Source organism: Actinopolyspora mzabensis, from assembly GCF_900101095.1.
GTDB lineage: Bacteria > Actinomycetota > Actinomycetes > Mycobacteriales > Pseudonocardiaceae > Actinopolyspora > Actinopolyspora mzabensis.
On record NZ_FNFM01000007.1, the window covers coordinates 56,894 to 78,233 of the forward strand.

Annotated in this window: 20 protein-coding genes; 4 read left to right on the forward strand and 16 right to left on the reverse strand. The window is 68.9% G+C overall.

What is annotated here, in order from left to right:
- Nucleotides 1-107: 107 nt before the first annotated feature.
- Nucleotides 108-1,505, forward strand: coding sequence for a YibE/F family protein (locus BLR41_RS12835; protein ID WP_176797971.1), 1,398 nt, complete (start codon nucleotides 108-110; stop codon nucleotides 1,503-1,505).
- Between the two features lie 52 nt (nucleotides 1,506-1,557).
- Here the strand turns inward: BLR41_RS12835 and BLR41_RS12840 are convergent, their stop codons facing one another.
- Genes BLR41_RS12840 through BLR41_RS12850 form a run of 3 tightly spaced genes read right to left on the reverse strand, consistent with a single transcriptional unit; the run spans nucleotide 1,558 to nucleotide 4,196 of the window.
- Nucleotides 1,558-2,202: a hypothetical protein gene (locus BLR41_RS12840; RefSeq protein ID WP_092628475.1), complete on the reverse strand. Its 645-nt coding sequence runs from the start codon at nucleotides 2,200-2,202 to the stop codon at nucleotides 1,558-1,560.
- A complete protein-coding gene (gene hisS, locus BLR41_RS12845) occupies nucleotides 2,199-3,461 on the reverse strand; it encodes a histidine--tRNA ligase (RefSeq protein ID WP_092628477.1) in 1,263 nt (420 codons plus the stop codon). Before hisS ends, BLR41_RS12840 begins: the two co-directional genes overlap by 4 nt.
- A gap of 51 nt (nucleotides 3,462-3,512) precedes the next feature.
- Nucleotides 3,513-4,196 (reverse strand): MBL fold metallo-hydrolase, encoded by a 684-nt coding sequence (locus tag BLR41_RS12850; RefSeq protein WP_092628479.1) that lies wholly within the window; start codon nucleotides 4,194-4,196, stop codon nucleotides 3,513-3,515.
- A gap of 227 nt (nucleotides 4,197-4,423) precedes the next feature.
- On the opposite strand from BLR41_RS12850, the gene BLR41_RS12855 reads away from it, so the two are divergent.
- Nucleotides 4,424-5,284, forward strand: a complete 861-nt coding sequence (locus BLR41_RS12855) for a peptidylprolyl isomerase (protein ID WP_092628480.1) — start codon at nucleotides 4,424-4,426, stop codon at nucleotides 5,282-5,284.
- A 509-nt stretch (nucleotides 5,285-5,793) separates the two neighbouring features.
- Here BLR41_RS12855 and BLR41_RS12860 read toward each other — a convergent pair.
- The 8 genes from BLR41_RS12860 to BLR41_RS12895 form a co-directional block, all read right to left on the reverse strand.
- Nucleotides 5,794-8,106, reverse strand: coding sequence for a RelA/SpoT family protein (locus tag BLR41_RS12860; protein WP_092628481.1), 2,313 nt, complete (start codon nucleotides 8,104-8,106; stop codon nucleotides 5,794-5,796).
- 269 nt (nucleotides 8,107-8,375) lie between these two features.
- Nucleotides 8,376-9,662: a protein translocase subunit SecF gene (gene secF / locus BLR41_RS12865; protein ID WP_092628482.1), complete on the reverse strand. Its 1,287-nt coding sequence runs from the start codon at nucleotides 9,660-9,662 to the stop codon at nucleotides 8,376-8,378.
- Between the two features lie 3 nt (nucleotides 9,663-9,665).
- A complete protein-coding gene (gene secD / locus BLR41_RS12870) occupies nucleotides 9,666-11,474 on the reverse strand; it encodes a protein translocase subunit SecD (RefSeq protein WP_092628484.1) in 1,809 nt (602 codons plus the stop codon).
- A 396-nt stretch (nucleotides 11,475-11,870) separates the two neighbouring features.
- Complete coding sequence (gene yajC / locus BLR41_RS12875; protein ID WP_425426925.1) at nucleotides 11,871-12,206, reverse strand: preprotein translocase subunit YajC; 336 nt, start codon at nucleotides 12,204-12,206, stop codon at nucleotides 11,871-11,873.
- Between the two features lie 329 nt (nucleotides 12,207-12,535).
- A complete protein-coding gene (ruvB, locus tag BLR41_RS12880; protein WP_218120116.1) occupies nucleotides 12,536-13,651 on the reverse strand; it encodes a Holliday junction branch migration DNA helicase RuvB in 1,116 nt (371 codons plus the stop codon).
- Nucleotides 13,652-13,714: 63 nt separating this feature from the next.
- Entirely contained in the window at nucleotides 13,715-14,353 is a 639-nt protein-coding gene (gene ruvA, locus BLR41_RS12885) for a Holliday junction branch migration protein RuvA (protein ID WP_092628486.1), read from the reverse strand.
- Nucleotides 14,350-14,937 carry a crossover junction endodeoxyribonuclease RuvC gene (gene ruvC, locus BLR41_RS12890; protein ID WP_092628749.1) on the reverse strand — a complete coding sequence of 196 codons (588 nt, stop codon included), beginning with the start codon at nucleotides 14,935-14,937 and terminating at the stop codon, nucleotides 14,350-14,352. The genes ruvA and ruvC overlap by 4 nt, the downstream gene beginning before the upstream one ends.
- A 154-nt stretch (nucleotides 14,938-15,091) precedes the next feature.
- Nucleotides 15,092-16,063: a cupin domain-containing protein gene (locus tag BLR41_RS12895; protein WP_092628487.1), complete on the reverse strand. Its 972-nt coding sequence runs from the start codon at nucleotides 16,061-16,063 to the stop codon at nucleotides 15,092-15,094.
- Between the two features lie 82 nt (nucleotides 16,064-16,145).
- Here BLR41_RS12895 and BLR41_RS12900 point away from each other — a divergent pair, with 82 nt between their 5' ends.
- Nucleotides 16,146-16,742 (forward strand): NAD(P)H-dependent oxidoreductase, encoded by a 597-nt coding sequence (locus tag BLR41_RS12900; protein WP_092628489.1) that lies wholly within the window; start codon nucleotides 16,146-16,148, stop codon nucleotides 16,740-16,742.
- Between the two features lie 299 nt (nucleotides 16,743-17,041).
- Here BLR41_RS12900 and BLR41_RS12905 read toward each other — a convergent pair whose 3' ends face one another.
- Nucleotides 17,042-17,551: a DUF4262 domain-containing protein gene (locus tag BLR41_RS12905; protein ID WP_092628490.1), complete on the reverse strand. Its 510-nt coding sequence runs from the start codon at nucleotides 17,549-17,551 to the stop codon at nucleotides 17,042-17,044.
- A gap of 335 nt (nucleotides 17,552-17,886) precedes the next feature.
- On the opposite strand from BLR41_RS12905, the gene BLR41_RS12910 reads away from it, so the two are divergent.
- On the forward strand, nucleotides 17,887-18,516 hold the full coding sequence (locus tag BLR41_RS12910; protein ID WP_092628750.1) for a class I SAM-dependent methyltransferase: 630 nt from the start codon (nucleotides 17,887-17,889) through the stop codon (nucleotides 18,514-18,516).
- 130 nt (nucleotides 18,517-18,646) lie between these two features.
- Here the strand turns inward: BLR41_RS12910 and BLR41_RS12915 are convergent, their stop codons facing one another.
- The 4 genes from BLR41_RS12915 to BLR41_RS12930 all read right to left on the reverse strand — a co-directional run bounded on the left by BLR41_RS12915 (nucleotide 18,647) and on the right by BLR41_RS12930 (nucleotide 21,290).
- Complete coding sequence (locus BLR41_RS12915) at nucleotides 18,647-19,399, reverse strand: YebC/PmpR family DNA-binding transcriptional regulator (protein WP_092628491.1); 753 nt, start codon at nucleotides 19,397-19,399, stop codon at nucleotides 18,647-18,649.
- Entirely contained in the window at nucleotides 19,396-20,100 is a 705-nt protein-coding gene (pdxT, locus tag BLR41_RS12920) for a pyridoxal 5'-phosphate synthase glutaminase subunit PdxT (protein WP_092628492.1), read from the reverse strand. The genes BLR41_RS12915 and pdxT overlap by 4 nt, the downstream gene beginning before the upstream one ends.
- 168 nt (nucleotides 20,101-20,268) lie before the next feature.
- On the reverse strand, nucleotides 20,269-20,568 hold the full coding sequence (locus BLR41_RS12925) for an AzlD domain-containing protein (RefSeq protein WP_092628494.1): 300 nt from the start codon (nucleotides 20,566-20,568) through the stop codon (nucleotides 20,269-20,271).
- Nucleotides 20,565-21,290, reverse strand: a complete 726-nt coding sequence (locus BLR41_RS12930; protein ID WP_143013071.1) for an AzlC family ABC transporter permease — start codon at nucleotides 21,288-21,290, stop codon at nucleotides 20,565-20,567. The genes BLR41_RS12925 and BLR41_RS12930 overlap by 4 nt, the downstream gene beginning before the upstream one ends.
- Nucleotides 21,291-21,340: the final 50 nt, after the last annotated feature.

Sequence of the window (21,340 nt, forward strand, 5' to 3'; positions counted from 1 at the left end):
ACGCATTCGAACCGCTGTCCAGTCGGGGGCACCGCCCCACACGAAGCTGTGCCGGGCTCGTCGGAAGGCGGGAAAAACCGGAGAAGCCGCGGTCGTACCATGATGCGGTGCCGTCCCCCGAAGATTCCGCCAACGGCATCCCGAGCACTCCTCCCACCGGCCACGGTCACGGCCACGGTCATTCCGCTCCGAGCGCCTCCCGACGCACCCGGCGGCTGCTCGCCGCGGTGCTGACGCCCTTCGCGTTGGCCGCCGTGACAGGGGCGGTCCTGCTGTATCCCTTCGGGCAGCACTCCGCCCCGGAGGCGAAACCGGGCTTTACCCGCAACCCGGTGGACGGTGTCGTGGTCGCGGCACGCACCGGATCCTGCACCACGGGCGGGACCTCCGGCCAGGGCACCGGAGGCTCGGGGAACTGCGTGCTGCTTCGCGTCGAACTGCACGGCGGCCCGGCGTCGGGGAGCACGATCGAACAACGAGTGCCCGACGAGCCGACCACCCCGGAATTCGGTGTGGGAGACGAGATCGTGCTCTCCTACTCCGGCGACTCGCCACGCGAGTCCACCTCGTACCGGATCGTGGACTACCAACGGGGCGGCTGGCTACTGGTGCTGGTCGGCCTGTTCGCCGCGTCGGTGATCGCGCTGGGACGCGTCAAGGGAGCGGCCTCCCTGCTGGCGCTGACGCTGACGATGACCGTGCTGCTCGGATTCGTGCTTCCCGCCATTCTCTCCGGAGCCGGCCCCCTGCTGGTCGCCGTGGTGGCAGCCGGCCTGATCATGTTCTGCGTGCTCTACGCGACGCACGGCGTCTCGGCACGGACCTCGACCGCCGTGCTCGGCACCCTGGCGAGTCTGAGTCTGATCGGCCTGCTCAGCGCGGGGTTCGCCGCGCTGACCGGACTGACCGGACTGGACGAGTCCACTTCGTCCCTGATAAGCGCCCTGGGGCACGACATCGACGCTCGGGGGCTGCTGCTGGCCGGGGTCGTGATCGGGGCGCTGGGAGTACTCGACGACGTGACCGTTACGCAGACCAGCGCGGTTTGGGAACTGCACCACGCCAACCCACGGTTGCGTTGGCGGGAACTGTACTCGGCCGCGCTGCGGATCGGTCGGGACCACGTGGCGTCCTCGGTCAACACGCTCGTGCTGGCCTACGCGGGCACGGCGCTCCCGCTGTTGTTGACCTACAAGCTGTCCGGCCAGTCGTTCGGGGACATCGCCACCACCCAGGACGTGGCCCAGGAAATCGTGCGCACCCTGGTGGGCAGTCTGGGCCTGATCGCCGCCGTGCCGCTGACCACCGCCATCGCCGCGACGGTGGTGCTGAGCGAGAACGACACGCGGGACGGGGCCGGGGACGGTTCGGGGGCGCGTTCCGAGGAGCGGCGGGCGGACACTTACGGGGTGCTCGACGTGGTGCGCCGAGCCGCCGCGGAGGGCTCGACGCGTGCGGTGCTCGGCGCGGCGAGACCACGCCGCGGTTCCCGTTCGCGCCACTGAAGCCGCTCCACCGGTTCCCGCCCGTTCGGGGCGAACAGCCCGTCCAGCCGACTCAGTCCAGCATGGCCACGAACTTCGCCACGTCGGTGTTGGCCACTCGCCGGGCAACGCCGCCCCCCGGAACCGCGGAGGCCAGTTTGTACAGCGGCCGGTCCGCCGCGGCGTCGCCGCGTGCCTCGGCCTTGAGCTGTGCCACGATCAGTTCCGAGAGCACCAGCGCGCGGGTGTCTCCGGTACCGGCCAACGTGTCGGCCAGCCGCCGCAGCGCGTAGACACCGAGTTCCTTCCCACCGGTACCCGCGTACATCGCCAGCGCCACGTTCAACGTGCGGTGCCGGGGCGGCCCGGTGACGACCAGGCTGATCGTGCGGGTGCCCCGGATATCGGTGATCAGCACGTCCAGCGCGGTGGCCGTCGACAGATCGACCCGCCGGGTGCCGAAGGCACGCGCCGCCACTTCGGTGCCGCGCAGCCAGTAGGTCTTGCGTGCCTCGCCGTAGGCCATCAGCAGCAGCGGCAGCGCCAGTACGACCAACGGGACGAAGAAACCGGCCACACCCGCGAACAGGCCCGCGATGCCGCCGATGGCCGCCCCGATCACGACGGCGGCGACGGCGACACTGATCGCCCGCCTGCGGACGACGCGACGATCGAGCAGATCCAGCGTCACGGTCTCCTGGGACTGTTCCTCGCTCATCCGGAAAGCACCGTCCGCGCCTTCTCGACCACCGAGGACAGCGGGATGCTCTCCTGCTGCCCGCCGGAAAGGTCCTTCAGCTGCGCCGAGTCCTCGGCCAGATCCCGTTCTCCCAGTACCAGCGCGTAGCGGGCGCCGGAACGGTCGGCCGCCTTCATCGCCCCCTTCAGCCCCTTGCCGCCGTAGGCGATCTCCACTCTGATGCCCGCGTGCCGCAGCTGACCTGCCAGCGCCACCAGTCGACGCTTGGCCTGTTCGCCGAGCGGTACGCAGTAGATGTCGCAACGGGACTGGTCGCCGGGCTGCACCCCCTCCACCTCGCAGGCGAGCATGGTGCGGTCCAGGCCCAGTCCGAATCCCACCCCGGAGAGCTCGGCACCACCGAGATCGGCCATCAGCCCGTCGTAGCGACCGCCACCGCCGATGCCGGACTGCGCCCCGAGCCCGTCGTGCACGAACTCGAAGGTGGTCTTGGTGTAGTAGTCCAGTCCCCTGACCAGCCTGGGGTTCTCGGTGAACGGGACGTCGAGGTCACGCAGGTGCGCCTTGACCTGTTCGTAGTGCTCGGCGGCCTGCTCGGAGAGGTTGTCGGCCATCAGCGGGGCGTCGGCGACCATCTCGCGGACTTCCGGGCGTTTGTCGTCGAGCACCCGCAGCGGGTTGAGCTCCACCCGACGGCGCGTCTCCTCGTCCAGCGGCAACCCGCGCAGGAACTCCTGCAGCTTGGCCCGGTACTCCGGACGGCACGTGCTGTCGCCCAGCGAGGTGAGCTCGATGCGGTGGCCGGTCAGCCCCAGTCTGCGGTAGCCCTCGTCGGCGACGGCGATCACCTCGGCGTCCAGCGCCGGATCGTCCACGCCGATGGCCTCCACGCCCACCTGCTGCAGTTGTCGATAGCGGCCTGCCTGCGGTCGCTCGTACCGGAAGAACGCCCCGCTGTAGTACAGCTTGAGCGGCAGCTGGCCACGATCGAGACCGTGTTCGATGACCGACCTGATCACACCCGCCGTGCCCTCGGGACGCAGCGTGATCGAACGTCCGCCCTGGTCGGGGAAGGTGTACATCTCCTTGCTGACCACGTCGGTGGACTCACCCACACCGCGTGCGAACAGCGCGGTGTCCTCGAACACCGGCAGCTCGATGTAACCGTACCCGGCACGGCGAGCGGCTTCACCGAGGGTGTCGCGCACCGCGAGGAATCGCGCCGATTCCGGGGGGTAGTACTCGGGAATGCCCTTGGGGGCGGCAAACGTACTCATCGCTGACTTCTTCTGGTCTCGTCGGTCCTGGTGCTGGTTGTTCGAGGGCGGTCAGTCGGCCGTCACGTCGGAGGCGCCGAGCCCCCGCAGGAAGGGGTTGCTCTCGCGCTCCCGCCCGATGGTCGTGGTGGATCCGTGCCCCGGGAGCACGGCCGTGTCGTCGGGATGCGGCAGGATCTCGTTCCGGAGTGTGCGCAGCATCCGCTCGTGGTCGCCGCCGGGCAGATCGGTGCGACCGATGGCTCCGGCGAACAGGGTGTCACCGGTCAGCAGCAGTCGACCGCCTTCCGGGGTGCCGGTCCCGAACAGCACCGAACCGCCTGTGTGGCCGGGGGCGGGCCGCACGTCGAACTCCATGCCCGCCAGGTTGAGCACGGTGTCGCCGGAGAGTTCGCGCACGTCCTCCGGCACCTTCACCGCCACACCGTCGAACAGCTGGCGCCCCTCCGGGCCAAGCGCGGCGCCGGGGTCGGCGAGCATGTAGTGGTCCGCGGGGTGCACCCAAGCGGGTATCCGGTAGGACTCACACAGTTCCCCGGCGGAGAACACGTGGTCGAAATGGCCATGCGTCAACAGCACGCCCACGGGGGTGAGCCCGTGGTTGTCCAGCTGCTCGCGCACCGGCTCGGCGGCATCCTGACCCGGGTCCACCACTACGCACTCGCCGCCCTCGTGCGGGGCGAGCACGTAGCAGTTCGCCTGGAGCTGTCCGACGGGGAAACCAACAACAAGCACGGAGTGCTACCTCTTCAGCGTTCGGGGACGTGCGACCGGGGGCCCGCGGCGCGGGGAACCACCGCACCCCGGACCGGCGGGCCACCCGGATCACTCCAGTGCTCCCAGCCTAGTCGTGCGGTCTCACAGTTTTCGCACACCGGGCCGTTCTACACTCCCCGAAAACGTGATCCCGTGTTGTTTCCTCGGGACGAACCCGACCGACCCCGACCGCGGAGTGGGAACAGGTGTCCAGCAACGAACAACGTCGCCAGGCGGCCAAGAGCAAGCTCGAGCGTCAGCTCGCCCGCAGGGAGGAACAAGCCCGCAAACGCAGGACCGTGGCGGTGACCACCACTATCGTCGTGGTGATCGCGGCCGTGGTGGGGGTCTACTTCCTCACCCGTACTGGCGCCGGAGACAACAGCGCCGCGAGTGCGCCGCCGAGCTCCACGGCCACCTCCGAACAGTCGAACTCGGAGCAGATATCCATACCGACCGAACTCGCGCCCGCTCCGAGTCGCCCGGAACCGCTGCCGAACCAGGTCTCCTGCACCTACCGTTCGAAGGGTGAACCGGCCAAACAGGTAGAGCCTCCCGAGGACGGCAAGGTCTCCTCGAAGGGCACCGTGCAGGCAACGATCGAGGCGAACGTGGGCACCATTCCGATCACATTGGACCGCTCGCTGGCCCCCTGCACGGTCAACAGCTTCGTCCACCTCGCCGAGTCCGGGTTCTACAACGACACCCCCTGCCACCGTCTCTCCACCTCGGGGCTGCAGATGCTGCAGTGCGGTGACCCGGCGGGCAAGGGCACCGGCGGCCCCGGATACCAGTTCGACGACGAGACCTACTCCGACATCCAGTACGGACGCGGGTACCTGGCGATGGCCAACTCGGGTGCCGACACCAACGGCAGCCAGTTCTTCATCGTGTACGGCGAGGCACCGCTGCAGTCCAACTACACGGTGTTCGGCACCGTGTCGAAGGAGGGCCTGCAGGTGGTCGATGAGGTCGCGCGTGCCGGGCACGACGGCTCGTTCTCGCGTGCCGGTGGCGGCAAGCCGAACAAGAAGGTGACCTTCGAGAAGGTGGCCGTGCAGTCCTGACCGGAAACCCCGCCCCCAGTACTCCGGCCCCGGACCCCCTGGGCCGGAGTACCGGGGAACGCCCGCGTGACCGGGGCCGCGCGGGCGTGGCGGGGGGACTGCGTAAATTTCCCGCGAGATCGCCGCGCGGTGCGGCGGTATGGCCCCGGCTCGCGTAAATTTCCCACGAAATCGCCGCGCCGCTTCGACGCAGGGCCGAGCTCCCACCACTGCCGCAGCCTGCACCGCCGCGGGTTCTCTCGTGGTGCTCTCGCGAGGACGCCGGAGACGTCGGGTAGCTCTTGGTCGCTACCTGCTCGTGGGAACCGCTCAGAAGCCGAGCCCTTACTCGAATCATCAGCACAAACGACGCAGCGTGCGTGTCCCCGGTGCGTGAGTCGGATGCATTGCGAGGCCGGGCCGCTCGCCGCGTAGGTCGCTACTCAAGAGCCGGCCCAACACTCCCAAGGCGCCGACTCACGTGCCGGCTAACCAGCCACCCAGACCAACCGGCACAGCCTGCGGCATCCCTATGCCGCGGATGTCATGCGGTAGACATCGTATACGCCCTCGATGTTGCGCACGGCTTTCAGCACGTGTCCCAAATGCTTGGGATCGCCCATCTCGAAGGAGAACCGGCTCACCGCGACGCGGTCCTTGGAGGTGGTCACCGAGGCGGACAGGATGTTGACCTTCTCGTCGGCCAGCACCTTCGTCACGTCCGAGAGCAACCGGTGCCGGTCCAGCGCCTCGACCTGGATGGCCACCAGGAACACCGAGGAGTTCGACGGGGCCCAGTAGACCTCCACCAACCGTTCGGGCTTGGATCGCAGGTCGTCCGCGTTGTTGCAGTCGGTGCGGTGCACGCTGACGCCGCCGCCGCGCGTGACGAAGCCGAGGATCTCGTCGCCGGGCACCGGGGTGCAGCAACGCGCGAGCTTCGCCCAGACCTCCCCCGCGTTGGCACCCTCCACCCGCACACCGGAATCGCCGGAACTGCGACGCTGCTGCTGCACCGTGGAGGGGGTGGAGCGTTCCGCGATCTCGTCCTCGGCCTGTTCCACCCCGCCGAACGAGGCGACCAGCCGCTGCACCACGTGGTGCGCCGAGACCTGTCGCTCCCCGACCGCCGCGTACAACGCGGTCACATCGGTGTAGTGCAGTTCCTTGGCCACCGATCCGATGGAATCGGCCGAGACCAGCCGCTGCACGGGCAGCCCCAGCCTGCGCAGCTCCTTGGCGATGGCCTGCTTGCCGGACTCGATGGCCTCTTCCCGCCGCTCCTTGGCGAACCACTGCTTGATCTTGGTCTTGGCGCGCGGCGAGGCGACGAAGGACAGCCAGTCCCTGCTCGGACCGGACCCCTCGGCCTTGGAGGTGAAGATCTCGACGACCTCACCGTTCTCCAGCTTGCGTTCGAGCGCGACGAGTCTGCCGTTGACCCTGGATCCGATGCAGCGGTGCCCCACCTCGGTGTGCACCGCGTAGGCGAAGTCGACCGGGGTGGATCCCGCCGGAAGCGTGATCACATCACCCTTGGGAGTGAATACGAAGATCTCCCTGGTGTTGAGATCGTAGCGCAGCGACTCCAGGAACTCCCCCGGATCCGCGGCCTCTCGCTGCCAGTCCAACAGCTGGCGCATCCAGGCCATCTCGTCGATCTCGACACCGGCACCGCGCCCGCGCGCCTTGGTCTCCTTGTAGCGCCAGTGGGCCGCGATGCCGTACTCGGCGGTGCGGTGCATCTCCTCGGTACGGATCTGCACTTCCAGCGGCTTGCCCTCGGGGCCGATCACCGTGGTGTGCAGCGACTGGTAGACCCCGAACTTGGGCTGGGCGATGTAGTCCTTGAACCGGCCGGGCATCGGCTGCCACAGCGCGTGCACCACGCCCATGGCGGCGTAGCAGTCCCGCACCTGGTCGACGAGGATGCGCACTCCGACCAGATCGTGGATGTCGTCGAAGTCGCGGCCCCGCACGATCATCTTCTGGTGGATCGAGTAGTAGTGCTTGGGCCGCCCCTCCACCTTCGCGGAGAGCCGCGCCGCGTCCAGGTTCGACGACAGCTCGTCGACCACGGTGCGCAGGTAGGTGTCCCTGGAGGGCGCGCGATTGGCCACCAGCCGCACGATCTCGTCGTACTTCTTGGGCTGCAGGATCGCGAAGGCCAGGTCTTCCAGCTCCCACTTGATGGTGGCCATGCCCAACCGGTGCGCCAGCGGCGCGAGCACCTCGAGGGTCTCGCGCGCCTTGCGGACCTGCTTCTCCGGCGGCAGGAACCGCATGGTGCGCATGTTGTGCAACCGGTCGGCGAGCTTGATCACCACGACGCGGGGATCACGGGCCATCGCTATGACCATCTTGCGGATGGTCTCGGCCTCGGCGGCGTTGCCCAGCTTGACCTTGTCGAGCTTGGTGACGCCGTCGACGAGGTGGGAGACCTCCTCACCGAAGTCCGACCGCAGCTGATCCAGCGGGTAGTCGGTGTCCTCGACGGTGTCGTGCAGCAGCGCGGCCACCAGCGTGGTGGTGTCCATGCCCAGCTCGGCGAGGATGGTCGCCACCGCGAGCGGGTGGGTGATGTAGGGATCGCCGGACTTGCGCTGCTGGTCGCTGTGCTGCTCCTCGGCGATGTCGTAGGCGTACTGCAGCAACGCCAGATCCGCCTGCGGGTGCATCTCGCGGTGCACCGAGGCCAGCGGCTCGAGTACTTGCTTGACCTGAGTAGGACGCTGCGCGGTGATTCGCCGGGCCAACCGCGCGCGAACCCGCCGAGTGGCCGAGGCGGGCCGCTGCGCGGCAGATTCCGCCCCGCTCGCGGGAGACTCGACTTCTTGGCTCACAGCACGCTCCCGGGTGTTCGAGGATCCGCTCGGCCCGGGTCGGTTCTCCGCACGCGAGAACGCCCGTGGCGCTCGGTGCGGCGACCCGGGCATCGAGCATAACGCTACGAACGCCGTGAGCCTTCCCGGGAGGGGCGACACCACGCCGAGCGGTCCCTACACAGCTGTGGGCAGAATCCCCGGGTGATCGGTCGCGCCGATCACCCGGGCTGCACGATCACCGGACCGCACGGTCACCGCCGAGACCCGCCCGCGGTGAGCCGCGGGGTTCACCGCCGCCTGCGTCCGGAGGCACGGCGTCCCGCTTTCCCCGAGGGCTGTGCTCCCACGGAACCGGAGGCACCCGCACCGGCCAGTTTCGCGCCACCGGTCCCGTTGCTCCCGTTCCGGGCGGGACGCGTCTTACCGCTCGTGCTCGACTCGGGCTCGGACTCGGACTCGGACTGGTCGTCGGTGTCGCTCCCGTTGGCCGTGGCGGTCCCGTCACTGCCACGGTTGCGCCTGCGCTGGGCGACCTTCTCGGAGTGCGCGCGGTACTTGGACTCGCGCATCTTCAGGTCGACCAGCAGTGGAGTGGCCAGCAGCAGCGAGGAGAGCACACCCGCGAGCATGCCGACGCCCTGCACCAGCGCGAGATCCCGCAGCACGCCGACACCCAGCAGTCCCGCGCCGACGACCAGCAGGCCGAGCACCGGCAGCAGCGCGATCACCGAGGTGTTGATCGACCGCATCAGGGACTGGTTGACGGCCAGGTTCGCCGCCTCGGGATAGGTTCGCCTGCTCGTGCTCAACAGCCCGGTGGTGTTCTCCTTGACCTTGTCGAAGACCACGACCGTGTCGTACAGCGAGAAACCGAGGATGGTGAGCAGACCGATCACCGTGCTGGGACTGACCTGGAACCCGGTCATCGAGTAGATGCCCGCGGTGACGAGCACGTCGTGCAGCAGCGCCACCAGGGCGCCGACCGCCATCCAGCGCTCGAAGTAGAACGCCAGGAACACGGTCACCAGCACGAGGAACACGGCCAGGGCGATCAGTGCCTGCTGGGTGATCTCGCTGCCCCAGGTGCCGCTGACGGCGCTGTCGCTGATCGCGTCCGCGCTCGGCTGGCCGTCGGTGCCCAGCGGTTGCAGGTCCTGGAACAGTGCCGACTTGACCTCGACCAGCTCGGCCTGCGAGAGCTTCTCGGTGTTGATCTGCAGCGTCTGGCTGTTACCGCTGCCCACCAGCTGCACCGAGGACGGCTCGGAGCCGAGCGCCTGCTGGAAGGAGTCCTCGGCCTCCTCGGTGCTGATCTGCCCGGAGGCGCCCTGCGCGGGCATCGAGATGTTGGTGCCGCCCTCGAACTCGATGCTGAGGTTGAAGCCCTTGACGCCGACGAAAAGGGCCGAGACCAGCATCAGCAGCCCGAGGACGACGTACCAGTACTTGCGCTTGCCGATGATGTCGAAAGCACCGGTACCGGTGTAGAGCCGTTGCAGCACCCCGCGCTTGGCCTCGGTGCCGCTCGCGTCGGTCGCGGCGGGATCGTTCCCGTTGCTGCCGCTCGTGTCCACGACTCACGCCTCCTTCGGAGTGCCGTTGGAGGCACCCTGCTGCCGGTTGCCGCCCTTTCGCTGTGCCCTGGCGCGTTCGCCCATCCGCTGGACCGCGCCGAGACCGGTCAGCCCCGGACGGGAGAGGAACTTGCTGCGCGAGGCCAGCGCCACCAGGGGATGAGTGACCAGGAAGACGACGATCAGATCCAGCACCGTCGACATTCCGAGCGTGAAGGCGAAGCCCTTCACCTGACCGACCGCGAGCAGGTACAGCACACCCGCCGCGAGGAAGCTGACCGCGTCGGCCGACAGGATCGTCCGGCGAGCGCGGGCCCAGGATCGTGGCACCGCGGACCGGAACGTTCTGCCCTCGCGTATCTCGTCCTTGAGCCGTTCGAAGAAGACGATGAACGAGTCCGCGGTGATACCGATCGCGATGATGAAACCGGCCATGCCCGGCAGGTCGAGTGTGAATCCGATCCAGCGGCCGAACAGCACCAGCACGCCGTAGACGACCGCACCGGACAGCACCAGCGAAAGGATCGTCAACAGCCCCAGCAGCCGGTAGTAGAGCAGGCAGTAGACCGCCACGAGGATCAGTCCGATGCCGCCCGCCAGCAACGCGGCCTGCAGCGAGGCGATCCCCAGCGTCGGTGAGACGGTCTCGGCGGTGGACTGGTCGAACGCCAGTGGCAGCGCACCGTACTTGAGGGTGTTGGCGAGGTTGTTGGCCGTCTCCTGGTTGAAGTTGCCGGAGATCGAGGTGGTGCCACCGACGATCGCGTCGTTGATGGAGGGGGCGGAGACCACCCTGTTGTCGAGCACGAAGGCGACCTGCTCACCGACGTTCTGCGAGGTGAAGTCGGCCCAGGTGTTCTTGCCCTGGTTCTTGAACTCCAGGTTGACGGTCCACTCGGCCTTGCGCTGCCCAGGTGGGGAGGAGTTGGCGTCGCTGATCTGGGTGCCGGGGATCAGCACCGGTTCGAGGATGTACTTGCGCTGACCGTCGTCACCGCAGGTCACCAGCGGAAGTTTGGGATCGGCGTTGCCGCGCAGCGGGTCGGGGGCACTGCAGTCCAGCGTCAGCAGTGCCTGCCGCTGCATGGTGGGGTTCTTGCTCTGCCGCAGCTGCTTGGCCTGCTCGATCCGTTCGGCCCTGGTCAGCTGGTCCCCGTTCTGCTGGTTACCGCCCTGCTGGTTACCGCCCTGCTGGCTACCGCTCTGCTGATCGTTGCCGGACTGCTGCGCGCCATCGCCGGATTGGGAGTTCTCGTCCGGTTGCTCCTGCGCCGGAGCCTGCTGCGCGCCCAACGCCTGTGGCGTGGTGTCGGAGGACTGGTCCCCGGATCCGCTCGATCCGTTGTTCTGGCCGGACTGCTCACCCTGGCCCTGCTGGTTGCCCTGGCCGGATTGATTGCCCTGGCCGGGCTGGTTGCCCTGCAACGCACTGACCGGAACGACCTGGTTGACCTTGCGAAGGTTCAGCTCCGCGGTCTGCCCGAGCCGCTTGGCTTGTTCACCGTCCTTGCCGGGCACCGTGATCACCAGGTTGGTGCCGTCGATGGTGACCTCGGAGCCGCTCACACCGAGTCCGTTCACACGCTGCTCGATGATCTCGCGAGCCTGCTGCAACGACTCGTCCGTCGGGGGTTTACCGTTGGGTGTCCGCGCCGTGAGCGTCACCCGGGTACCGCCCTGCAGGTCGATGCCCAGCTCCGGAGCTGGTTTGCGGTCACCGGTGAAGAACACAAGGCTGTATATGCCCAGCAGAATCACCACGAAGGCCAGCAGGTAACGCGCCGGCCGGATCTGCCCGCGTGGAGGTGCCACGTTAGGTCCGTCTCCTCGTCCGGGGTCGGTGCCGAAGGTCCGGCAGTCGTCCAAAGCCGCCGTCGCGCCCGGCCCTTCACGGTGCCGACACCGCACGTGGCTGACGCGACAACGGCGTCCAGTTTGACAGGTCACATTCCGATGGCGTCGCGCAGGTACTGAATCGTGATGTGCGGGCCGCGCGTGACACGAGTGATCGTCATCGTGACCTGGGAACGCTCCCGTCCGGGCGACGACGCCCCGACGGCGGAAAATTGACACGGTCCCCGCACGGGCACCGTGCTTCCGCGGCCGGGGCTGTCACCGAAAGGCTGGCGGGGTCACCGCCGAAAGCACGCTCCACCCCGCATCCCGCCGCCCTAAGCCGCGACGCCCTCGAGGGGCCGTCGAGCGGCTTCAGCCGGTCTTCTGCGTCTCGGCGTTCTCCGCATTCTCGGCGTTCTCCGCGACATCGGATTCGTCGTCGGACGAGTCGCGGTCCGAGGAGTCGGTGATCTCCTCGTCGTCGTCCTCGTCGTCCTCATCCTCGTCGACCTCGGTCTCGACCCGCTCACGGATCGCCTGGCGCAGCCAGGTGGTGACCACACCGTCGGCGATCTCGAGTTCGATCGAGTCGTCCTCGGTCTCGACCACGGTGCCGAACAATCCGGAGGTGGTCATCACTCGGTCCCCGACCGTCAGCGAGTTCTGCAGCTTCTGCTGCTCACTCATCGCCTTGCGCTGCTTGCGCATCTGGAAGAACAGCAGCGCCGCGAAGGCGACGAACAGAATCGGGATCAAATACTCTGTCGTCAATCTTGCTCCATCCACGGACGTCACCCGGACAGCGCGGCGACCGCGACAACGGAGCCGTGCCCCACCGGCGCCCGGACTATTCGGATGTACCGCTCCCCAGTGTGCCAGGTTCACCAGCACACAACCGCCCCTGCCCTACCGGTGGGCACACCGCCACGAACGGATCGGCCAGTGATGCAGCGCACAACGTCGCAGCCGGTTCGGTCCCCATCGGTACGCCACCAGGAGCGAACCAACTCACCGACGCGCTCGCGAGAAGTTCGGGCTCACTCGTCGAACAACCCGGGTTCCACGGGTTCGGGCTCAGCGGCGGGCGCCGCGCCGAACGCGTTGGCCGGTGCCACCATGCCGAGGTGATTCCAGGCAGCGGCGGTGGCCACCCGCCCACGCGGGGTCCGGGCCAACATGCCCGCCCGGACCAGGTACGGCTCGCACACCTCCTCGATGGTGCTCTGCTCCTCGCCCACCGCCACCGCCAGTGTCGAGGCTCCTACCGGTCCGCCGCCGAACGAGCGGGCCAGTGAGCCGAGCACCGCCCGGTCGAGGCGGTCGAGCCCGAGCTCGTCCACGTCGTAGACCTCCAGCGCGGCGCGGGCCACCTCGACGGTGACCACTCCGTCGGAGCGCACCTCGGCGTAGTCGCGGACCCGCCGCAGCAGCCGGTTGGCGATACGCGGCGTCCCCCGGCACCTCCGGGCTATCTCGGTGGCACCGTCCGGGCGCAGGTTCACCCCGAGAATCCCGGCCGAACGGTTGATGACCTCATCGAGCTCGGCGGGTTCGTAGAACTCCATGTGCGCGGTGAACCCGAACCGGTCCCGCAACGGGCCGGTCAGCGACCCCGATCGCGTGGTCGCTCCCACCAGGGTGAACGGGGCGATGTCCAGCGGGATGCTGGTGGCACCCGGGCCCTTGCCGACGACGACGTCGACCCGGTAGTCCTCCATCGCCAGGTAGAGCATCTCCTCGGCCGGGCGCGCCATGCGGTGTATCTCGTCGATGAACAGCACGTCCCCGGCGGTGAGGTTGGACAGCATCGCGGCCAGGTCCCCCGGCCGTTCCAGGGCCGGGCCGGAGGTCACCCTGATGGCCGAGCCCAGCTCGGTCGCCAGGATCATGGCCAGGCTGGTCTTGCCGAGCCCGGGTGGTCCCGCGAACAGGATGTGGTCGGGCTGCTCTCCCCTGCCGAGGGCCCCTTGCAGCACCAGGCGCAGCTGCTCGCGGACGCGCTGCTGCCCCACGAAGTCGTCGAGCTTGCGCGGGCGCAGGCTCGCGTCGATCTCCTGCTCACCGTTGGCGCGGTGCGGCGAGAGGGTTTCCTCGGAGGCGCCCGTCGCGTCCGGGGTCTCGGCTTCCGGCTCCACCGGCCCGTCCTCGTGCATCGTTTCCTCAGAACTTCGCTCGTGCCACTTTCGGTTGTCGCGCCGCGGTGCTTCCGACCTGCACTACTTGGGGCCGAGACCGGCCAGGGCCTTGCGCAGCACGGTGGAGGTGTCGGTCTCGCCGCCGTTCTCGGCCAGGACCGCGTTGACGCTCTGCTCCGCCTGTTTCGCGGAGAACCCGAGTCCGACCAGGGCCTCGCTGACCTCGGCGCGGATACCCGCGTTGTCCACCGCGGCGGCACCGGGTGCGAAGCCGCTCTCCGCGCTCGTCCACGCGGAGTCGGTGCCGGGTTGGACGGACAGCGCCGCCACCTTGTCGCGCAGCTCCAGGGTGAGCCGTTCGGCGTTCTTCTTGCCGATACCGGGAACCCTGGTCAGCGCGCCGATGTCGCCCTGGCTCACCGCGTCGCGCAGCTGGGCGGGGTCGAGCACAGCCAGGGCGGCCAGCGCCAGCCGCGGGCCCACGCCCGAGGCGGTCTGCAGCAGGGTGAACAGGTCACGGGCCTGCGCGTCGGCGAACCCGTAGAGCGTCAGCGAGTCCTCCCGCACTAGCAGCGAGGTGGCCAGGTTCGCCTCGGAGCCGCGTTGCAGCCCACCCAGCGTTGCCGGTGTCGCGTACACGGCCATTCCCACGCCGCCGACCTCGATCACCGCGTGATCCAGTCCGACCGAAAGCACCTCACCCCGCACCGAAGCGATCATCGGTGGTTCCCCCTTGTACCGGACGAGTCTCGTGCTGCCTGCCGCAGCCGCTGTTGATGATTGCGCGCGAGCTCGGCCGCGCGCTGCTCCGCCTCGGCGAGCCTGCCGACCATGGGAGCCCGCCAGAGATGACACAGTGCCAGTGCCAGTGCGTCGGCCGCGTCGGCGGGTTTCGGCGGGCTCGACATTCCCAGCACCTTGCCGACCATCGCGGTGACCTGTCGCTTGTCGGCCTTGCCCGAGCCACTGATGGCGGCCTTCACCGAACTCGGCGTGTGGAAGGCGACCTCGATGTCCCGCCGTGAGGCGGCCAGCGCCACGATGCCGGAGACCTGCGCGGTCCCCATGACCGAACGCACGTTCTGCTGACTGAAGACCCGTTCGATCGCCACGACTTCCGGTTCGTGCTGGTCGATCCACTCCTCCACCCCGTCGGCGATGGCCACCAGGCGTCGGGGAAGCTCGTCGTCCACGGGGCTGCGCACCACGCCGACCCCGAGACAGCTCACCCCGCGCCGATGCCCGCCCTCGACGACACCGACTCCGCAGCGTGTCAGTCCCGGATCGACTCCCAGTATGCGCACACCCTCATCCTCTCGCGCGAGCCCGCTTTGAACACGCGTTCGAATGATACCGGCCGGCCGGTCGGAACCGTGCACGGCGACACGCACGCCGCATCGTCCGGACGGAAGCGGACCGACGGGCCACGGGAGCGCGGACGGGGAGTCAACCGGGCGACTAGTAGGTCCGGGCGTCGGTAGTGACCCCGGTGGCAACGGCGGTGCCGGTGCGCCGGAACTCGCTGGGGGTGATGCCGCGGATACGTTTGAACGCTGCGCTGAACCCGAACGCGTCGGAGTAGCCGACAGTGCGGGCGATTTCGGCGATGGTGGCCGCCTTGCGGTCGGTAAGCAGGTCGGCCGCGAGGGTCATGCGCCAGCATGTGAGGTAGGTCAGGGGTGGTTCGCCGACCATGTCGGCGAACCGTTTCGCCAGCGTAGCGCGCGACACTCCGCACCGGTCGGCCAGCGAGGAGACCGTCCACGGCGCCGCCGGTTCGGCGTGCAGCAGTCGTAGGGCGTGGCCGACCACCGAGTCGCGGTGCGCGGCGTACCACGCCGGCGGCTCGCCGCCAGGCCGGTCGAACCACTCGCGCAGCGAGCACACCAGCATCCAGTCCAGCAGCCGGTCGAGCACGACCTGCTGGCCGGGCGCGTCGACGGCGACCTCGGCGGCCAGGAGGTCCCGCACGGCGTCGGCCGTGCCGCCGGGTGCGACGCGCAGGACGGCGGGCAGCGCATCCAGCAGCCGACGGCCGATCTCGCCCCGTACTGGGTAGGCGCCGACGACCAGTGTCGTCGCGTCTGCCGAGTCGCCCGCGCCGCAGTCGTTCCAGCCGAGCCGGTGCAGGGTCCCGCCCTGCTCGGGCGTCGCGCAGTGCTCGCCGCACTCGATCGGCTCGGCCTCGGTTCCGATCTCGTCGACGAAGGAGAACCGCGCGGGGCCCCGCATGATCACCGTGTCACCGGGTGCGAGGTGCTCGGGCGGGCAACCCTCCGGAACGATCCACCCGGATCCTTCAAGCACGGTGCACAGGGTCAGCGGGGCGCCGTCCACGAAGAGCAACGACCAGGGCGCGGACAGCGTCGAGCTGCCGAACAGTGACCCCTGAGCTCGTACACCACGGAACAGATCAGCGAAGGCGTCCACTCCCGCGAGGTTAGACGAATACACAGGCGATCGAGCCTCTCTCCCATGTATTCGTCAGAGACGGTGCCGTTGAATCGCTGCCATGCACAGTCTGGTAGTCGTCGCCCATCCCGACCCCGAGTCGCTGACACATGGGCTCGGCCGTGAGGTGACCGCCGCCCTCTCCGGCGACGGCAGGTCCGCCGAACTGGCCGACCTCTCGGCCGAGGCTTTCGATCCCCGGTTCACCACAGCCGACCTGCTGCACTACCGCGGCGAGGGGCCCACACCACCGGATGTCGTGCGTGAGCAAGCACGATTGGATCGCACCCAGCAGCTGGCGCTGGTCTTCCCGGTGTACTGGTGGTCCATGCCAGCTCTGCTCAAGGGCTGGATCGACCGGGTATTCATCAACGACTGGGCCTTCGAGTACTCCCCAGGCGGACGCCTAGCCCCCAAGCTCGACCAACTGAACGTGCACCTACTGGCCGTGGCAGGTGGCGATGCGGACGGCTACGAACGCCATGGCTATACCAACGCAATCCGGACTCAGATCGACCACGGCATCTTCGGGTTCTGCGGCGCTAACATCGCCTCGAGTCGCATCGTGTACGACTCCGAAACCACTCCGGCCGAGGTGCTCACAGCGGAGGTGAACTCCACTGTGGAACATATCTTGACACTGGCACCAGCGCTCTGACCAAAGGTCCAAACAGCCAGAGCAGTCCCGACCCGCCAGCCCCACCAGGAAGGCGGTCGCCTCGACGTACAAGAGCGTGAACAGCGGGGAAGCGAGGGGCACCGGTTGGCAAGCGATACCAGTCGGCTCCCTGCCGCCGCTCGGCCAGGGGATCAGGGGGCGTGCTCGTCGGGGACCGTCTCCGGCTGGGGGTATCCGGCTCGGGGTATCCGGTTCGGTCACGGCACGTATTCACGCAGCGGACGCGCGATCGTGTCCAACGATTTTCGGACCGCTCGGCGGATTCGGCGGCGAGGTTCTCAGGCGCCGTCGTGACCGGGTCTCCAGCTCTCCGGAGCACCACTTCGGGTCAGCACCGGCTGGTAGTCGGCGAACCCCTCGGGAGCGCGCTCCGACCAGGGGAACAGCCCGGTGTCGGGGGTGGGCAACAGCAGTTGCAGCGCGGGGAAGTCGTCGTCGCCGTGGACCAGCATCGCGCTTCCCAGGTATTCCGGGTAGTACATCCCGGCCACGCGTTCGAAGGTGACGGGCTGTTCGGCCAGGAAGCCCTCGTAGAGCCTGCCGGGGATGAACCGCTCGCCACGGCCGACGCGTGCCACGTAGGTGTCCACCACGCTCCGGCCCACCTGCTCGGGCAGCCCGATCACCACGAGCTCCGGTTTGCCGAACCGCCGCCACGCACCCACCGAGAAGGAGTACGGCGCGTGGTCCTCCTCCTCGGGAACGTGCAGCACGGCCGCGCCGTACCGCTCCGAGGTGTCCACCAACCAGCGTCGCAGTCCCTCCGTCGAGCTCGCCGTCCCGGTCATCACGTGTCACCTCTTCGTCGACGGGTCCCTTCGCGGCGCGACCGCGCGTACCCGGCGAGCGCCGCGTCGGGGGCGAAGCCTAGTTCACAGGTGCACGCCGGGGACATGCCCTCGTCGCTCCTGGAACGCGAAGTTCGACGGAAGACACGGACGATCTTGACTTCGAGTTCACTCGAAGTCGCATGCTCGGTGGTGCCGCGCAAGAAGGCGAAACCGGGCGGGAACGACGCACCGGTCACGGAACCCCACCGCGCAACCACGTGTCGGCCACACACCGGGCAACACAAACCGGGCAACACCCGAGCCGGGGACGAACGGACGAGTGGGAGAGCATCATGGAGACTTCGATCTCGCGGGATCACTTCGAGCGGGCCTACCAGGAGGGGGACCCGCCGTGGGTGATCGGCGGCCCCCAACCCGCGATCGTCGAACTGGAACGGCAGGGGTGGATCGGGGGTTCGGTCCTGGATCCCGGCTGCGGCGCGGGAGAGCACACCATCCTGCTGACCGAGCTCGGTTACGAGGTGCTCGGCGTGGACCGTTCCCGAACGGCCGTGTCTCGGGCACGGGACAACGCGGCCGAACGCGGGGTGGCCGCGCGCTTCGAGGTGGCCGACGCGTTCGATCTCGGCACCGAACCGCGGTTCGACACCGTCGTGGACAGCGCCCTGCTGCACGTGTTCGACGAAACCGAGCGGCGCGACTACACCCGAAGCCTGCACGCGGTGTGCGGACCGGGAGCGGTGGTGCACGTGCTCGCGCTGTCGGACATCGAGGACGCGGGCGGGCCGCGCCTGAGCGCCGAGCAGGTGCGGGGTTCGTTCGGTGCGGGTTGGCTCGTCGAGTCGTTGCGACCCGATGTCTACCGGGGGATCGCGAACGAGGAGTACGCCGCCCGATTCGACGCCTCGCCCGACGAGCAGGTCGACACGGCGGCCTGGCTGGCACGGGTCCGCAGGCTCTGAGCGTTCGCGGGCACCGTGCCGGGACCCGACCCGCCCGACCGCTCCCCTCGTACGGATCCCGCCGCACGCACGGGCCGCCGTCGAGCACGCACGGGAACTCCCGGACCACGCTGTCCGGAAGTTCCCCGGGTCACGCCGAGACCTGGGCCATGACCTCGTCGCTGACGTCGAAGTTCGAGTAGACGTTCTGCACGTCGTCGCAGTCCTCCAGCACGTCGATGAGCTTGAAGACCTTGCGCGCGCCCTCGCTGTCCAGCGGCACGTTGACCGACGGCAGGAAGCTGGGCTCAGCGGAGTCGTACTCGATGCCCTCGGCCTGCAGGGCCTTGCGGACCGGCACGAGGTCGCTGGGCTGGCAGAGGATCTCGTAGTTCTCACCGAGGTCCTCGATCTCCTCGGCACCCGCCTCCAGCACGGCGCCCAGGACGTCCTCCTCGCTGAGACCGTTCTTGGGCAGGATCACCACGCCACGTCGGTTGAACAGGTAGGCCACCGACCCGGCGTCGGCCATCGAACCGCCGTGCTTGTTCATGGCGGTGCGCACATCGCCCGCCGCGCGGTTGCGATTGTCGGTCAGGCACTCGATCAGCACGGCCACCCCGTTGGGGGCGTAGCCCTCGTACATGACCGTCTCCCAGTCGGCGCCGCCCGCTTCCTCACCGGCGCCGCGCTTGCGGGCGCGCTCGATGTTGTCCTGCGGTACCGAGGACTTGCGCGCCTTCTGCATGGCGTCGTACAGCGTGGGGTTGGCCTCCGGGTCGCCCCCACCCGTACGCGCGGCGACCTCGATGTTCTTGGTCAGCTTCGCGAAGAGCTTGCCGCGCTTGGCGTCGAGGGCGGCCTTCTTGTGCTTGGTCGTGGCCCACTTGGAGTGGCCGCTCATGTCTCCTCCGTGGTATCAGGTCGTACCGGGCCGGTATGCCCGCTGTTCTCGTTGATCATCCGCACGAACAGCCGGTGCACGCGGTCGTCACCGTTGACCAGCTCGGGATGGAAAGCCGTGGCGAGCACCGGTCCCTGTCGAACCGCGACGATGGTACCCGCACCCGTCTCCCCGGGTCGTCCGTCCGGCGGGCCGGCGGGGGAAGGCACACCGGCCAGCACGGTCACATCGGCGCCCGCTTTCTCGACGAGCGGGGCCCGAATGAACACGGCGCGCAACGCCGGGCCTTCGATCCCGGCGAAGTCGAGCTCCGCCTCGAAGGAATCCACCTGCCGCCCGAAGGCGTTGCGTCGGACGACCACGTCCAGCGCTCCCAACGAGCGGACGCCGGGACTGCCCCGAACCTCGGGGCGGTCGTCGAGCACGCTGTCCGCGAGCAGCACCATGCCCGCGCAGGACCCGTAGGCGGGCATGCCCTCCCGTAGCCGCGCACGCAGCGGCTCGAAGAGTTCGAAGGTGTCCAACAGCCGCGTCATGGTGGTCGACTCCCCGCCCGGCAGCACCAGGGCGTCCACCCGGGCGAGCTCCTCGGGGCGCCGCACCGGGCACGCGGTCACCCCGATGCGCCGCAACGCGGCGAGATGTTCGGCTACGCCACCCTGCAGGGCGAGCACACCGACGACCGGTTGAGCTGGGTTCACACCACGATTGTCCGGCAGTGGCGCGCACGGGCAACGTCCGGGTCAGGTCCGTCCGGCCGCCGTGCCCGCTCCATGTCGGTTCTCGCGCGTGGGCGGTGACCGCACCGTTCCGGCGAGCGGGCGGCCCTCCCGCGCCGTGGCGGTACTGCCCGCGAGCCCTCGCCGCGCTCACAGGGCGCGCAGTCCGGCCGTGACACCGGCCGCGACGAGCACGACGATCACGAAGGGCGCCCTGCGCCATGCCAGCACACCGCCCACGAGCACCCCGACCACGCGGGGCCAGCCCGCGAACGAGCCCGACTCGTAGCACGCGCTGACGGTCACGAACGCGGCGAGCAGCGTCACCGCGGCCACGGAGAGCAGCCACCTGCCGCGTTCGGAGATGTGCAGTCTGCCGCGCAGCAGGGGCCCCGCCGCACGCATCGCGTAGGTTCCGGCGGCCAGTGCCAGTACCAGGCCGAGTGTCATACCGATTCCCCCTCCGAGACGTCGGCTCCCCGCCTCACGCGTGGCACGGGCAGCAGGGCGGCGGCGGTGCCGAGCAGCGCGACCAGCACCGCGAGCCCCTCGTCCAGCAGTGGGACGGTGAGCACGGCGAGCAGGCAGCCGAGCAGCACGGCACGTGCGGTCGGGCGATCGCGCACGGCGGGCAGCACGAGGGTGAGCAGTCCGGCGGGCAGTGCGGCGTCCAGCCCGAGCAGCTGGGGATCGCCGAGGCCGCGTCCCAGCAGCCCACCCAGCAGCACCGAGGGCGCCCAGACGGCGTAGAGCGTGGTTCCGGCCACCCAGTAGGCGCGTCGCCTGCGCCGCGGCTCGGATTCGGCCAGCGCGAACGCCACGGCCTCGTCGACCAGCAGGTGACTCCCGACCAGTCTGCGTCCGAGACCGCCGTCGAGGACGTCACCCATCGCCAGTCCGTAGGGCAGGTGACGGGCGTTGAGCAGCCAGCCGCCCAGCAGCACGGTCAGCGGCGCGGCTCCGGCGGTGGCCAGGCCCACGACCAGGAACTCGGAACCACCGGCGAAGACGAGCGCGGCCATCACGGTGACCAGCCACAACGGAGCACCACTCGAGACCGCGATGGCTCCCAGCGAGGCCCCGACCACGATCAGCGCCAGGGCCATGGAAGCCACGGCGGGCAGCAGTCGAGCGGTGTCGGAGGCACGGTCCGTTCTTTTTGGCGAACGCATCGTTTCCTACAATGAACAAAACGAACTGCGTTCGTCAAGGCGAACGATCG

Bases quoted from the DNA above. Each gene is read 5' to 3' on its own strand.
- BLR41_RS12840 (WP_092628475.1), bottom strand. From the start codon at position 2,202: ATGAGCGAGGAACAGTCCCAGGAGACCGTGACGCTGGATCTGCTCGAT.
- hisS (WP_092628477.1), bottom strand. From the start codon at position 3,461: ATGAGTACGTTTGCCGCCCCCAAGGGCATTCCCGAGTACTACCCCCCG.
- yajC (WP_425426925.1), bottom strand. From the start codon at position 12,206: ATGCGCAAGCAGCGCAAGGCGATGAGTGAGCAGCAGAAGCTGCAGAAC.
- ruvB (WP_218120116.1), bottom strand. From the start codon at position 13,651: ATGCACGAGGACGGGCCGGTGGAGCCGGAAGCCGAGACCCCGGACGCG.
- ruvA (WP_092628486.1), bottom strand. From the start codon at position 14,353: ATGATCGCTTCGGTGCGGGGTGAGGTGCTTTCGGTCGGACTGGATCAC.
- BLR41_RS12900 (WP_092628489.1), top strand. From the start codon at position 16,146: ATGCACAGTCTGGTAGTCGTCGCCCATCCCGACCCCGAGTCGCTGACA.
- BLR41_RS12905 (WP_092628490.1), bottom strand. From the start codon at position 17,551: ATGACCGGGACGGCGAGCTCGACGGAGGGACTGCGACGCTGGTTGGTG.
- BLR41_RS12910 (WP_092628750.1), top strand. From the start codon at position 17,887: ATGGAGACTTCGATCTCGCGGGATCACTTCGAGCGGGCCTACCAGGAG.
- BLR41_RS12915 (WP_092628491.1), bottom strand. From the start codon at position 19,399: ATGAGCGGCCACTCCAAGTGGGCCACGACCAAGCACAAGAAGGCCGCC.
- BLR41_RS12925 (WP_092628494.1), bottom strand. From the start codon at position 20,568: ATGACACTCGGCCTGGTACTGGCACTGGCCGCCGGAACCTACGCGATG.
- BLR41_RS12930 (WP_143013071.1), bottom strand. From the start codon at position 21,290: ATGCGTTCGCCAAAAAGAACGGACCGTGCCTCCGACACCGCTCGACTG.